Below are 14,201 nucleotides of genomic sequence, written 5' to 3' on the forward strand. Positions count from 1 at the left end.
CCTTGATCAGCAGATCCGCCGTTGATCAGAAACTCCCGCAACAGCTCGTCGCTCATGCATCTTGGCGGACCGCCACGGCGGGCACCTCCCGGCCGAGGAGGTGGCTGGCGCGGTGGCGGAGTGGGTCAGCGAGGTCGAGGTTGTCGCCTTGGGCGGTGGTGTCCAGGAGTTCGGCGATGACGGCGAGTTCGGCGAAGCGGCCGGCAGGAGTGTCGAGGATGTGAGCGGCTTCGCGGCGGACCCGGGCGGCGAGTGGGGGGACGAGCAGGCTGTAGCTGTGGAGCATGGCGGCGTCGTAGCCGGTGGGGGCGCGGCCCCAGCCTTCCCAGTCGAGGAGGTGGAGGGCCGGTGCGCAGAGGTTGGCGTAATGGAGGTCGCCGTGGGCGGTAGACCAGGAGGGCGCGGTCGTGGAGATGGCGGTGCCGAGGTAGCGCGGCATGGCGCGGTCGAGGAAGCGCTGGTGGAGGGTTACACGGTGGGTGGGGACTGCTGCGATGGTGTCGAGGGCGGTGCTCAGCGCGTTCCACCATGTCGAAGGCAGGCTGGGCATCGTCGTCGGGGCCCTGGTGGCGGCGATGGTGAGTGTGCTGATGTGGTCGTAAAGCTCGGCTCGGTAGTGCCAGGGGCCGTCGGTCCAGTCGTGCCAAGCGCGAAGCCGGGGACGCGGGATCGAGCCGGGCAGGGTCTTCTCGGCCTCGATGGCGCCGTCCCAGAAGGTCGGGTCGGGTAGCTGTCCGGTCCGTGCGGCGAGGCGAAGCCAGGCGCGGCCGTCGGTCGCGGTGACGGGTCGGCTGAGAGTCCGTCCGCGCCAGCCCCAGGCCTCCCAGGCGCCGGGTTCGGCCAGCGTGCCGAGGTGGGCCGCTGCCCGCTGGTGGGCGGTGCGCATGCGGCGGACGACGCCGGGGTCTTCGGGTTTTGGCCACATCAGCGGCCTCCTCCCGGGGCGGCCGTGGGCGAGTTGATGGCCGGGTTCATGACGGCGTCGCACGCCGCTCGGGCGAGGATGCTCTGGGTGCGGGCGGACAGGCCGAGCCGGTTCCAGTGGAAGATCACGTGGTGGGCGAGGATGTCCCGCAGACCGCGCCGGAGGCGGCCGACGACGACCGCGTCGGCGAGGTGATGGCCGGCGTCGGTGACCGCCGCCGCCCACGACGCCACCGAGCTGAGCGGCGCGCTGGGCCCGAACAGTGCTCCGCCGGGGGCGGTGTCAGCCGTCATCAGGCGGCGCAGGGTGTCGGACATGGCGTGCAGCCGATCGGTGGGAGTGTCGGGAGGCAGGGGCCGCATGCGGGTGACGCGGTGCCAGATGTCTCCGCGCTCGTACCAGTCCTGGCCGGCGCCCTGGAACAGGGCCGTGCACATCAGAAGGGAAAGTTCGCGGCGGCCGAGGGTGTGCTCGTGGGGTGTGGCGCGGCCGAGCTGGCGCAGGTAGTCGAGAATGCCGCGGCTGTCGGCGTGGAAGAGGCGGTGGGCGATGCGCATTCCGGCCGGGCCACCGAAGGCGAGGGTTTCGGGTTCGTAGCCTGCGGGCCGCCACCACCGTTCGACCAGCCCGTCCGCCACGAGATCGTCCAGGATGGTGGCGATGTTCTTTTCGATGTCGGCAGCGGTGGGGCCGGGGTGGAGTCGCAAGCGCCAGCAGGGGGCCTTCCGCAGGAACCACCAGCCGTCGAGAGTGCCCTCGTTGTCGGCGTGCTGGAGGTGAGGGCCGAGGCGAGTTGCCGCGACGTGTTCGGCGGTGTCCCAGTTGGCGAACAGGACGCGGAGCTGGACCCAGTCGCGTTGGGAATCGGTGTGGGCTTCGAGCGCTGCCCGTCCGGCGGCTCGGTAGAGCTCAACGGCATCGGCGAGGTCGGTCGGCTTCATGGCGGCGCGGGTTGCCGCTTGCATGACCGGAGTGCCGGAGAGGACATCGAGGACGGCCTTCTCAGCGGTGCCGGGCGGGGACTCGGTGTCCATTGGTTTACCTCCCACTTTTCAGGCGGGTTCGTGGGTCAGGTGATCAGTAGGCAGGCGTCCCAGGCGGAGGCCGGCGGGGCATTGTGAGCGGCGGTGGTCAGGGCGAGAGCGAGACCGGCGCGGCCTTGGAGAAGTCCGATGCCGGCGCCTTGTCCGGGGTGGCCGTGCTCGCGGAGACGCCGGGCCAAGTCGGGCAGCAGCGGGCCCAAGGTGGGGGTCAACGCATCGCGGGCGGTGCGCCAAGCGGTCTGATACAGGCCCGCCCAGCCGTGGCACAGGCCCGGGTCGGTAATCCGGGCGAGCTGGATCGGATCACCGACGCAGTCGGCGAGAGCCTGTTCCGCGATGCGCCGACGGCGGGCGTCGCCGGTTGCGAGGGCGGCGAGTTGCTGCGCGCGGGCGAGGCCGGGGGTGCCGTAGCACCAGCTCGGTCGCAACGGACCTCGCTGGCCGGACTGCCCGGTGCGCAGGTCCTCGTAGGTCAACCACTGCGGCCACCAGCAGCCGGCGTCGGCGTCCTGCCTCCACGTATCCAGCCATGCGCATATGTGCTCGATGGCGTCCGCCTGCCCGTCCACGGTGACCCCCCGGCGAAGCGCCTGCGAGAGGAGGGCAAGGGGCCCGGTGATGCCGTGGGCTATGCCGAGGTTGGCGTGCCCACCGGGGAAGGCGGCGGACTGGCCGCGGCTCGGGTCGTGCCCCACCCACCAGCCAGGCAGGTCGGCGCCGTTGACGCGCCGCGGCCGGGTGAGGCGGACCAGGTAGGCAAGAACGCGGCCAAGAGCGTCGTCCGCAGGTGCGTGCTCCAGGAGGTGGGCGCCGATCCCGGTCAGGCCACGGAAGATGTCGTACTCGGCGAAGACGGGGAACTCGCCTCTGCCGATGCGGGCCAGGGCAAGGTCGACGCGCCGGTGCGTGAGCGTGCTGACGTGTACGTCCAAGCCGCCGAGGGCCGGAGCGTAGCGCGGGTTCCCGTCCGCTTGAGCAGCGTGAAGCGTGAAGGATATGGCCGGGATACCGAGGTAGAGGCCGGCCACATCGGCGGCGCTGACCTCCGCCGCGGTGGCCGCGGTGGCCCAGGCGTGTGCTGTCCGCCAGGTTCCGGTACCCGTCAGGGCGCGTTCGATGTGCAGCAGCGCTACGCCAGCGGCGCCTTCGGCCAGCGACTGTGCGAGCCAGCCTTCGTCTGCCTGGACCGGGGCGGGGGAAGCGAGGTGTTGGGCGAGTGCTTCCGCAGTCTCGGCGGCGTGGCCGGCGGGCTGGGTCTGGGCGCTCACCGCCGCTCCGCTCTGTGCAGGGCGCGCAGGGCAGCGGCGCGGGCCAGGTGGTGGGTAAGGCGTGCGCGATCCCCCGCCACACCAAGGGTACGGACGTGGTGTGCATGGAGCAGGGACGGCAGCAGGGACCAGGGATCACGCTGGCTGGCCAACTGCTGGCGGTAGGCCCCCAGTTCTGCGCGGCGTTTCGCCCACGCCCTGGCCACTCCCTTTCCATCGGGCCGGGCGCGCAGCGCTGCCCATTCGCCTGCGAGGTCTGCCAGTTCCAGCGCCGCGTCTCGGAGCCGACGGTCCACGGGACCATGCTGCTGGGGCAGGTGGTCGATCAGCCAGGCCATGCCCTCTGCGGGTGCCGGGGCGTAGGAAGTGACCAGGTCGACCAGGCTGGCGGCGGTCACCGCCTCGGGAGGCACACCGGCACTGATGGCGAAGGAAATCTGCGCCAGGGCGGCGGCGGAGTCAGCCACGAATACCGCGTGCGCGGCCTCCATCGCCGCGTCGTAGCCGTAGCGTCCGGTCTCGGGTTGGTAGGTGGCGAATTGGATGTGCGGCACCAGGCCCTGCTCACGTAGGTCCTCGGCCCACGCCCCAACCTGGGCCGAGGCGGCCCCATAGGTCCCGGGCCCCGAGAGACGGAGGTACAGGCCAAGGTGTTGCTCGGTGCCAGGGCTTGTCATCTGCCGGTGCCGCTGGAACCACCACGTCGGCACGTCGCCCTCCCAGGTGTCGAACAAGTCGGGCAGGTGCTCGGTGAGGATCTCGTCCTGGCGACCGGGGTGTCCAAACACCTGGACGTACAGCCAGGCCGCCCGGCCTGGCACGTGCCCGGCACCGGGCACGACTGGGCGTCCCTCGGCCTGTGGTTCAGCCTGCCGCTGGCGCGGGCCGGCATGGAGCAAGGGGACGAGGAGTTCGTGGGCGCGGCCGATCCAGGCGAGATCGGCGAGGGTGGGTGCTTCGCGCAGCTCGACGCGGCCGGCGCGTTCGAGGCGGGCGCGGAGCAGTGCCCGCTGCACTGGGTGGTCCATATCCAGCGGGAGACGCAGCTCGTTCTCGCACACCACCACGGAGGGCGGGACGCGCAGGCGCTTCCGCCATGTCTCCAGCGCCTTCTCCCACTCCGCCGCGCCTGCGCTGCGCTCGGGCAAGTCAGCGCCGGTCAGCAGCCAGCGGGCCGCGGCGAGTACGGTCTTCCCATAACGCAGGCGGGGCAGGTAGGGCAGGCTCGCAGCCGCTCCCCAGTCGAAGCCGCCGTAGACCGCGCAGCGCGCGGTGGTCACCTCCGCGAGGAATCGCGCCAGCGGCGGAGTCTGGCGGCCTGCTTCCAACGCGTGCGTCACACGAGGCTCGATGCGCCGGCCGGTCGAGATCTGTACCAGCTCCAGTCGGCTCGGGCCGGCCGTGACCGCCAGGTCGTCCAGCGGTATCAGGCCGTCGTTGGGTTCCCGGAACTCCGCCAGAGAGATCACCTGGGGCAATAGCTGCCCGGTACGGATCACGTTCTCGCTGTGCTGCCTACGGGGAGGAAACGACAACTGCGCGGTGATGGCGCCGTCCGTGGACGGGGCAGCGTAGCTGGCGGCCAGGCGGCGCTGATCGGCTGTGGGGAGCAGGTGGGCAAACCGGCCGGCCATGCTGGCCCCGGGGCGTGGGACCGCAGTGACCAGCAGGCGGAACGCGCCCCGTGCCAGGGCTTGGACCGTCGGGGCGTGGAGCTGGAACGCCAACTCGACCCGCGGCGGAGCCAGCACGTCGCCCGCATCGCCTACTTGGAGCGAGCTGATGACTGTGTCGGTGAGTGTGATCTCCTGGCGTCCGTCGATCAGGGCTTGTTGCACCAGGGCGAGGAGTCTCGCGTCGCGTTCGGCCAGCGGGGGTGGGAAGTCCGCCCCGTGGGGCGTGCCGAGGAAGCCAGCGGGGAGGCCGAGCCCCGCATCGGTCTGTACCAGGTCGCGCACAGGCACCACGGCACCGGGCCCATACCGTTGCCGGAACCGGGCATGGAAGTCCCTCCAGCGTGGATAGCCGAAGGGGTGAGCCGTCAGCCGAAGCAGCGCCCCGGCGGCGGCCTCGGCCTCACGGATCACGGCCTCGGGAAGGGTGATCCGGCCGTCCAGCCTTGTCTCGACCACCAGCGGCTGTGGCACCGCGTCGCACACCGAGCGCATCCGATCAGCCACCTGGGCTCGAATCTTCCCGGCTGCGGACATGACAACACGCCCGTGGTCCTCCAGCTCGCCGCGCACCGTGCGCAACTCCGTCAGCAGATTGGCGACCTCGGGCCAGTCGTCGACACCCGCCGCCTCAAGCTGAGCGAGGAGATGCCCCAAGGCATCCGGAACGGTCGTCGGCGCGCGAAGGCCGGTCAGCAAGAAGTGCCGACTGACCAGCCCGGCCAGCAGCCCGGTGATCTGCTCCGGCTGCGCGGCGGGGAAGCGGTCGGACAAAGCGGCGGCGAGTTCCCCGAACGGGGTCGGCCGACGGGCTGCCTCCAGAGCTGCCCGGACAGGCCTGGTCAGGCGAACGGATACCTCCAGCGGCGCGAAGACCGCCTCGGCGCCATCCGGAGGCTGGGCGGGGATCACCAGTCGGCCGCCACGGACGAACGCGGCGCTGTTCGCGATGACCGGAAGTCGCTCCAGCACACGGGGTTGCCGCTCCAGACGACTCGCGAGCGCACCCAGCCAGCGCGCGTCAGCCCGTACCGTGCAGCGGTGGTTCTCTCCCCAGGTCACCGTTGGCTCGTCGTGCAGCCGGACCGCTGCCACCCCGGCGAACAGGCCGAAGGGCGTCGCCCGACCCTGCCAGCGCAGCAGGTAGGACACCACCGACAGCACGGCGCGCCGCACCCGGCGAGCATGCGCCTGGGGCTGAGCCAGGATCTCCGCCACCTGCCGGGCCAGGGCCGGGCTGGCCACCTCAACGGCCTCACGCACCGTAGCCCGGCTCCATGTCCGCGAAAGCCAGGCGACATGGGCATCAGGCGAGGCCGTGTCGTTGACGGACAGGCCGAGGTCCTCCGGCAGATCCAGCCCACTCGGGGCCGTCGTGGCGCGGAGCAGCACTACACCCGCGTGTTGGTACCCCGCCCGAGGTCCCGATTCGCTGGCCGTCACCATGCCCTTTCGACTCGGCTCCCTGACAGGAGCGTGGCCCGCTCCCGCACCTGGGCAGACGTCTACGGCGGGCCAGCAACCAAACCTCGGTTCGTGACGGATCGGGGATTACGGCGCCACCGAGGGGTCTTCGACAGTGGACAGGCAGGCATCCTTCTCACAGGTCTGCCCGCAGTTGTCGCTCGTGCTCAGCAGCAAGCCGGCAACCGGCAGTGCGGCTTCGACCACCCGCACGTCCAGCGTGAACTCCTCGTCCAGCACGACGGTGGTTTCGGCTGTCTTCCCTGTCATCTGCCCTCACTCCTTCTCGGTGGTGTGGTGCCCGACATCCTGGCCGCGGACCGCAGAAGGCCCCGTCGCGGGCCAGGAGATGATGAAGCGCATGTGCCGCTTGGTGACCACCCGTCCCTCAGGCAGCCGCTCCTCCGGGACATCGGCAGGGCAGGCAACGACGCGCGGACCGGGGCCGGTGCGGTGCGCGCGGTCCCACACGCGCACTTGCTCGGCCACGGCCCCGGCGAGTGTGGCGGCGTCCGACCCGAAGGCATGGGCTCCGAACTCGTAAGCCGTCTCGCTCACCTTCCGTGCCACGAGGTAAGCGAAGTTACCGCCGTCCACCGCCGCGTCGTTGGACCTGCGGAAGATCGGAGCGACCAGGCCGGTGTCCAGGTCGGGGTCAACCGAGAGCCGGCAGTATCCGTCCAGGGCGGTGGCCAGCCATAGCTGCAGCGTGTCGTACGGAACCGCGCGGCCGATGGTCACCCCTGACCACGCCTCCACCCGCTCGGTAGCGAGCGCGCCGTTCAGCAGATCCGGATTCGCCGGCCATCCGTCGTCGAACCGAAGACCGATCTCCTTGCCACGCAGCAACAACAGCCGCTCCTGGTAGGCACCGGCACCCTGCATAGGAACAAAGCCCGTTACTTCCGCTGACCGGCTCACCAGGCGATCGCCCTCCCGATCGAAGGCGATCGAACGGGTCAGGCTCCTCAACCGCAGCGGAACGACGATCCGCCCGCCCTCGGCGAGCTGCCCCAGCCAGGCCATCGGGATGTCCCAGGCACCAGCGGTGACGATGATCCGGTCGAACGGCTCCTCCGACACCACCCCCTGCTCCGCGTCCCCGAGCAGGACTTTCACCTGTGGATAGCCCGCCTCCGTGAGAAAGCGCCGGGCCCGGCCGACCACGTCCGGATCGATATCGACCGTCGTGACCTCGCCACCCGCTCCGACCAACTCGGCGATCAGGGCAGCGTTGTAGCCCCCTGAACCGATCTCCAGCACCCGCATGCCGGGCCGGATCCCGGCCTGTTCCAGCATCAGCGCCTGAATACGCACAGCGGAGACCGAGCTGATGGTGACGCCGTGCTCGTCCCGCTTCACGACGGGGGCGTCCTCGGCGGCATACGCCTGAACAAGCGACACCTCCGGAACGAACACGTGCCGCGGCACCGCCCGGATTGCGGCCTCCACCCCGCCCGACCGGAGCGCGCCGAGTTTCACGAGCTCGCCAACAAGCTTCTCGACCAACTCCTCCCGTTGCGCGTCGGCTTGGGCGGGACTGGAGTCGGGATCGGCAGTCATGGACCAGAGTGTAGCGTCACGACTCCGTCCGGTGAGTCGCGTTGCCCAGTGGAATGAGGGAGTAATCGGTGCACTGGCGAGTAGCGGACGAGAGCGTAAGCCCGTTGCTTTCCCGGGCGGAGGGCGAAGACACCTTGTGCGAGCCGCTGCGCGGCGGCGTGGCCTTTGTGGGCAGGATGCCCGTCGCTCGCCCCCGGCCTCCTCCGGGAGGCCGGGGGCGAGCGACGGGTCAGGTGCGGGTCGCGGCGAGGGCGCTGGCCGCCGCTTTGCCGATGGCGGCGGCGGCATGGGCCGGGTCGGTGAGTTCCAGGAGAGTGGTGCCGGGCAGTGCCCACGGGTCGGGTGCGAAGGCGAGCCACAGCACCGCGCACCCCGCTTTCGTCAGGGCGGTGATGCGCTGGGCCGCGCGGGCGGTTTCGTCCGGGGAGTAGAGGCCGTCCGAGGCGATGACGAGCAAGCGACCCGTGCCGGACTGAAGGAGGTCGACTCCCGCTGTCAGGGCGTCGATCGCCTCGGCGAGGCTATGCCCCCGCCCCTCGGCGGTGAAGGTCGTGACGCGGTTCGGTGCCTTGCCCGGCACGGTGATCGCGGTCACCGACCGGTCGTAGGCAACGGTGGCGCTGCGCGAGTCAGGGTCGGTCAGTGACGCGGCCTTGGCCACGATCCAGGCGGCCGAGGCAATCGGCCCGGTGGCCGCCTTCATCGAGGCGGAGACGTCGACCGCGATTCCCACGCGCAGTGGCGGGGTCGGGCTCTGTCGGTGCACGGTGTGCGTCCACGGGGTCGCGGTCGGCGTGACACCCGCCGCTTTCTGCGCTTCCCGGACAAGGGCCTGGCGCATGTTCAAGCGTCCGGGCGGGGCAGCCGAGGCGGTGACGGTGGTGGTGCGTTCACGGTAGGCAGCCGCCCGCAGCGCCCTGGCCAGTTGCCCGGACGCCGCCTTCTCGGCGCCGGTGGGCAGCCTCGTACCGGTCACTGGGGAGGGGTCAGGGCTGCCCTTCTTGGGCGCCGTCGGAGGCATGTAGGGCCGCCCGGGCCGTCTGAACACCTTCTGCGCGGTCTCGGCTGCTTTACGTGCGTGGGCGGCCTGAGCGGCCTTCGTCTGCTGCCGGGCGGCGCGGACGGCCTCGGCGCGGGCTTGGACTGCGGCCTGCATGGCCTCGTTCGCCTCCACCGTAGCGACGACCTTGCTGATCGCCTCGGCCAGCTCGCCCCTGGAGCCGGTGGGGTCCGGAGGCGGTTCCGGACCGCTGGGGTCGGCACCGAGCGCCTGGCACCACGCTTTCGCGTGTTCCATCATGGCCTGCTCGTCTTCGTCCCGGGTGGTGTGGACGGCCGTCCAGATCGGATACCCCACAGACGAAGGCGATGGCGTCACCACGGCTTCGCGCACCACTGCTGTCGCGGTATCGAGAGCGTCTTGGATCAGCGGAGGCCCCGGGGGGAGTAGCCCGACCGGCCGTAGCCCGACGGAGACATCCACCATCCCTCGTGAAGAGCCTCATAGTGAGCTGTACGTGCATCTGCCCGGAGCTGTACAACGGCTTGATCAAAACGCTCAATATCCGGGGCTGGACCGTAAGGGAGGGCCACCGCCGTTTGCGCCAGAAAGTCATACCAAGCAGCCAGAGAGGTACGAAGCTTCACAATTCGCCTCACCTCAGCCGCGCGCTGCGCCTCCTCCCGTGCCGCCTCAGCTTCTCTGCGTGCAGCGTCTCTCTCGAATCGTGCCTCACGACGATCTCGATCCGCCTGCTCACGTTGCTCATGGAGCGTGCGCCGCTGCACTTGCAGCGGCCCCAATAAGCTGCGGCAGTGGTAATCACCGCACCGCCAATCGCCGCGAGTAATCCGTAGAGAGCATCACTCATACCCGCCTCCTGCAACACGGCCCATTTACTGCAGCATGTCGGGTACGTGCTGCCGTGGGTAGGGACCGAGATGACGTTCGCGGTCGACGTAAGAGGGTGTCCCCCGTGTCGTGGCTGCGGAGCTCGAAGGCCTTGGATCCCCGCGGAGAGAAGAAGTTGGGAGACAGCGACCGTGATGGCCGGTCGGTCATCAGGCCCCGGCTGCCGCGCCCGCGGCCCGGGGGGTTCGGAGGGTGCGGTGGCCGCCGTTCGGTGTGGCGAGGGCGCGGGTGGTTTCGGTGGGGGTGACGTCGATTTCGGTGAGGTGGCGGAGAAGCCGCTGGTAGACGTGCTGGGCGGCTTCGGGCTGGCCGATGTCGTGGTACAGGCGCATGAGGCGCTGGCAGACGGGCTCGTTGGTGGGTTCCCAGGTCACGGCTCGTTCCAGCAGCGCGAGGGCTTCTTGTGGTTGCGCGGCTGTGGTGTGGTCGGCCAGGAGGATTGCGGCGTCGATGGCCTTGTGGTGGAAGTATTCGCGCAGTTCGTCAGCCCAGGGATAGTCGGCGCCTTCGCACAGCGGTCCCTGGTATCCCGCCAGGGCGGCCCGGAGGTACCTGGCGCGGGCGTGGGCGTCGCGGTTGCCGGCGGCTTTGCCGATCGCGGTGGAGAAGGCGTCGACGTCTGTGTTGATGAGCTGGGGGTCGAGCCGGTGGCGGCCTGCGGTCTGGAGGATGAAGGCGGCGCTGTGGCTTCCGGTGGCATGACGCAGGGTGCGCCTGACGGCCCGGCGGAGGTTGACGAGGTCTCTTGTTGCGCGTTCGGGGTCGTGCGAGAGGCGTAGTGCGTCGGTGATGGTTTCGGTACGCAGGCCTTTGGGATGTGCGGCGAGAAGCGCCAGGAATTCCTTTGCCGCCTCTTTCATGGCGAGCGGGAATTCGCCACGTGGGGTGTGCAGGGAGAGCCCGCCGAAAAGCAAGAGGGTGAGCGGTGCTTTCGCTGTCGCCTCGGGCACCAGGTCGGGGGATTCCAGGTGTGTGGGCGGGGGAAGGGGTGGTTCCCTGGTCGCGGTGCTGGGGCGGGGCGGGGCCTCAGTGGGCCCCTGGGGAGGGGGGAGTTCAGCCGCCGGTTCCGGTCCGGAGGCGGGGTGTACGGCGTTCAGGCAGGTGAGGAGTTCCCTGGCTGGTTCGGGGGCAAGGAGGAACGCGGCGGCGCCTTCGAGGGCATGCTGGTGGGGGCCGGTGGTGTGGAGGACTGTGCCGTCGGTGTCCAGGTGCACGGTGTTGGCGAAGGCCTGGGTGCCGACGCCGATGACGACAAGTTCGTCCGCTCCTGCATGGTCGGTGAGCGGGGTGAGGTGGGGCGGGGGCACCTCGTCGGTGAGAACGATGATCAACGGCGTGTGGGAGCCGGTGCCGGGCTGGTCGGCTTCCCGGCGGCGGGCGCATTCGAGGCGGGCCGCTTGCACGGTGCGTAGGGCGTGGGCGGTGTCCACGACCGGAGTCCATGCGGGGACGTTCTCGCTGAGTTCGGGCAGCAGGACGCTGACGAGAGGACGGGGGATGACGAGTCGGGCCTGGGGCGGGTCCGGTGCCAGACGCTGGGCAGCGCTGAGAGTCGCCATGGCCAAGGCGCGGGCCGCGGGGAGGGCGCCCGGGCCGGTGAGGTTCCAGCCGCCGGGGCTGGCGAGCGTGTTGATGGTCAGTTCGGCGTCGTCACGTTGGGCGAAGGTGACGGTGCCCGGGCGTGCGGGGTGGGCTGGTGCGGGGCGGCGGGTGATGTCGGCGTCGCGTGCCTCCGCTTCGTCCTGCTCTGCGCGCAGAGCGGCGAGGGTGGCCTGGGTGGCGGAGCGGACAGCTTGGGCCAGGTTCGGCGGCTCGGTGGTGGGGCCCGGGCTACGGCGGCGAGCACGGGCACGGGAGGCGGCCACTGCTGCGGCGATTCCTGCGGCGGTGGTAATGCCGATGATCGACGCGAAACCGACGGACACGTGGACCGGACGTGCGGTGGCAGGCGCTGACGGCCGTTCGGCGTCGGCCTCCCCAGCCTCCTTGGCGGTGGAGTCGTGCTGTGTCTCCTGCTCCGAGGGGGCCGGTGCGCGACTGGGATCCTCCTCTTGTGGGGCGGGCCTTTCGGTGGGGCCCTCTGTGGGTTGGGGGCGTTCTGGGCCCGGAAGAGGGGTAGCTGACTGACGGTGGGACGCGCTGATGGGGAGGTGCAGGGTCCATCCGGGTCGGAGCTGGTCAGGGTCGGTGAGGTGATGGCCGTCGGGCTGACGGATGGAGGAGGACAGGGCGTAGATCTGCGGCCAGCGGATGGGGTCTCCCAGGCAGCGGTCGGCGATGTCCCAGAGGGTGTCGCCAGGCTGGACGGTGTAGCTGGCCGCGTGGCCGCCGGGTTCTTCGGCGCCGGCTGCGGGGGCGGTAACGTCGGCGTGCGGTGCTGGGACCTGGAGCAGTTGCGTGGCCGGATGGGGGTTTGTGGCCGGAGCCGCGTCGGCGAGCGGGGGCCTGAGCCAGGCGAGCAAGGTGAGGACGACGCTGCCGATGCAGGCGGCGATGACCAGTCGGGGGGCCGGCAGGGCTTCGAGGTGGACGGCGTGAAGGGTGCGGTCGGTCCGCATGCGGGGCAGGTTCCGCAGGTACCAGGCGGCTTCGCGCAGCGTGGCGGTGGCGAAGGCAGCCCAGCACAGCCAGCCGGCGAGCGCGAAGAGTTGGAGGACCAGCCGGTCACCGAGGGGCTGGCGCAGACGACCGGCCAAGTCTTGGAGCGAGGTGGTCGGGTCGGGCCAGGGCCGGCCAACCGCTGCGGTGAGCACGAGGGGGACACCTACCAGAACTGCGGCGAGTGCCAGAAAGGCGATGACGGCCGATACGGTGCTGTGCGCGGACAGCCTGGAGCTCCGCCCGGTCACTGCGCGCTCCTTGCCTGGGTGGTCGTTCCGCGTTCGGCCCGGGCGGCGGCGCTGCCGGTGACGGTGAGCCGGCGTAGGCCGACGAGTTGGAGGATCTGAGTGTCCTGGTGGCGGGTGAGGTGGACCGTGACTGTGTCGTCGGTGACTTCGACGCGGCCGACGGCGCCGGTGGCGGTGAGGTAGGCATGGGCGGCGGCCTCTGCCTCGACGGGGTCGAGGCGTGCGGTTCCGTCCTCACGGAGGGCGGCGAGGTCCAGGCTCTGGGCTCCGGTGCGGGCGGCTTCTTGGGCGTTGTCTATCGCTTTGACTTTGGCCGCCAGGGCGAGACCTCCGTCGACCACGATGCCGGCGAAGAGCCACAGTGCCAGGAACACCCCGACGACGAAGGCTGTTACCTGGCCGAGGTCGTCCCAGGCCGGGTCCGCGAGGCGAGGCGGCAGTTTCATCGCGTGCTCCGGAAGGGGTCGATGGGCGACGTCGTGGTGGCGTTGAGGCGGAGGCTTCCGGGCAAGGCGCTTCCGGTCAGGTCGCCGATGTGGCCTTCGCACGAGACAGTGGCGGTCACCGCGCTGCCGGGGGTGAGTCCGTCGTGCCGAAGCCTCACGGAGTGCGACGCGCATCCGGCGCCGGACACGTCGAGAGCGGAGGCCGCCGCCTTGCGTGCGGCCTGCTCGGCCTGCTCCGGATCACGGGCAAGCGATGCGGCGCGGGCGGCGTGCTGGGCGGCGTCCTCGACGCGAATGCGGGCGTCGGCCACGCGGCCGAAGGCCACCACCAGCAGCGCCACAAGCAGCAAAAGCGGAGTGACCACCACTGCTTCCACCGCCGCCGAACCGGTGTCCCGTCCCAGTCCGAGCCAGGGCCAGCGGCTATTCATCGCTGTCTCCGGCAGCCGTCGTGAACCGTTCCACGGGCCCCTCGGCGTGGCCGCTGACGGCCAGGTGGAGACCGGGGATGAGTGGGAGGACGGTGCCGTCGATGTCGACCGACGCGGAGGTAGCGTCGCGCCGCACCCGCACCTCCGGGTCGCTGAGCACACGGCCGCCCGCCGAGCGGAGCGCGGCACGGGCCGTGTCGGCCCCCGCGCGCTCGTTACCGTCGAGGGCACGGGCGTCCGCCAAGCCGTGGGTGGCCGCGGTCTGGGCGATGTGCTGGGCGTGCCAGGCCAGGGCGAATTGCGCACACAGCAGCATCAGTAGGAGCACCAGTGGGGTGACGAGCACCAGCTGCGTGCTGGCCGCGCCACGGTCATCCGTCTCATTCACCGCTGTACTCGGCTTCGAGGTCCATGCCGCGCGCGCGGGCGAGGACCTTGGAGGTGACGATTCCGGCGGCGGTGATGCCCAGGATGGCCAGGATCGCGGTGATGACCATGGTCTCGGTGGTGTAGCCGCCGTCTTCGGCGAGCCGTTGCCGCAGTTCGTCGGCGCGGCTTCGCATCGAGGCCAGCAGGTGGGTGAGCAGCACGGTGAACACAGGTGTCGTCCTTCTTGCTTACGGCAGC

At 70.6% G+C, this 14,201-nt stretch carries 12 protein-coding genes; all 12 read right to left on the reverse strand.

Features of this window, described 5'->3' with window-relative positions:
* Positions 1–52: 52 nt before the first annotated feature.
* Entirely contained in the window at positions 53–925 is an 873-nt protein-coding gene (locus tag OIE51_RS08235; RefSeq protein WP_326596567.1) for a hypothetical protein, read from the reverse strand.
* Positions 925–1,959, reverse strand: a complete 1,035-nt coding sequence (locus tag OIE51_RS08240; RefSeq protein WP_326596569.1) for a thiopeptide-type bacteriocin biosynthesis protein — start codon at positions 1,957–1,959, stop codon at positions 925–927. Before OIE51_RS08240 ends, OIE51_RS08235 begins: the two co-directional genes overlap by 1 nt.
* Before the next feature lie 35 nt (positions 1,960–1,994).
* On the reverse strand, positions 1,995–3,236 hold the full coding sequence (locus tag OIE51_RS08245; RefSeq protein ID WP_326596571.1) for a lanthionine synthetase C family protein: 1,242 nt from the start codon (positions 3,234–3,236) through the stop codon (positions 1,995–1,997).
* Entirely contained in the window at positions 3,233–6,172 is a 2,940-nt protein-coding gene (locus tag OIE51_RS08250; RefSeq protein ID WP_326596573.1) for a lantibiotic dehydratase, read from the reverse strand. The genes OIE51_RS08245 and OIE51_RS08250 overlap by 4 nt, the downstream gene beginning before the upstream one ends.
* 288 nt (positions 6,173–6,460) lie before the next feature.
* Positions 6,461–6,643, reverse strand: a complete 183-nt coding sequence (locus OIE51_RS08255; protein WP_326596575.1) for an FxLD family lanthipeptide — start codon at positions 6,641–6,643, stop codon at positions 6,461–6,463.
* 6 nt (positions 6,644–6,649) lie between these two features.
* Positions 6,650–7,936 (reverse strand): methyltransferase, FxLD system, encoded by a 1,287-nt coding sequence (gene fxlM, locus OIE51_RS08260; RefSeq protein ID WP_326596577.1) that lies wholly within the window; start codon positions 7,934–7,936, stop codon positions 6,650–6,652.
* 229 nt (positions 7,937–8,165) lie between these two features.
* Complete coding sequence (locus tag OIE51_RS08265) at positions 8,166–9,332, reverse strand: VWA domain-containing protein (RefSeq protein WP_326596579.1); 1,167 nt, start codon at positions 9,330–9,332, stop codon at positions 8,166–8,168.
* A 665-nt stretch (positions 9,333–9,997) separates the two neighbouring features.
* On the reverse strand, positions 9,998–12,697 hold the full coding sequence (locus tag OIE51_RS08270) for a BTAD domain-containing putative transcriptional regulator (protein ID WP_326596581.1): 2,700 nt from the start codon (positions 12,695–12,697) through the stop codon (positions 9,998–10,000).
* Positions 12,694–13,143, reverse strand: coding sequence for a pilus assembly protein TadG-related protein (locus tag OIE51_RS08275; protein ID WP_326596583.1), 450 nt, complete (start codon positions 13,141–13,143; stop codon positions 12,694–12,696). The genes OIE51_RS08270 and OIE51_RS08275 overlap by 4 nt, the downstream gene beginning before the upstream one ends.
* A complete protein-coding gene (locus OIE51_RS08280) occupies positions 13,140–13,520 on the reverse strand; it encodes a TadE/TadG family type IV pilus assembly protein (protein WP_326596584.1) in 381 nt (126 codons plus the stop codon). Before OIE51_RS08280 ends, OIE51_RS08275 begins: the two co-directional genes overlap by 4 nt.
* A gap of 46 nt (positions 13,521–13,566) precedes the next feature.
* On the reverse strand, positions 13,567–13,962 hold the full coding sequence (locus OIE51_RS08285) for a TadE/TadG family type IV pilus assembly protein (RefSeq protein ID WP_326596585.1): 396 nt from the start codon (positions 13,960–13,962) through the stop codon (positions 13,567–13,569).
* On the reverse strand, positions 13,955–14,173 hold the full coding sequence (locus OIE51_RS08290) for a hypothetical protein (RefSeq protein WP_326596587.1): 219 nt from the start codon (positions 14,171–14,173) through the stop codon (positions 13,955–13,957). Before OIE51_RS08290 ends, OIE51_RS08285 begins: the two co-directional genes overlap by 8 nt.
* Between the last annotated feature and the right edge of the window lie 28 nt (positions 14,174–14,201).

Origin of the sequence: Streptomyces sp. NBC_01803 (assembly GCF_035917415.1) — a bacterium.
Taxonomy (GTDB): Bacteria; Actinomycetota; Actinomycetes; order Streptomycetales; family Streptomycetaceae; genus Streptomyces.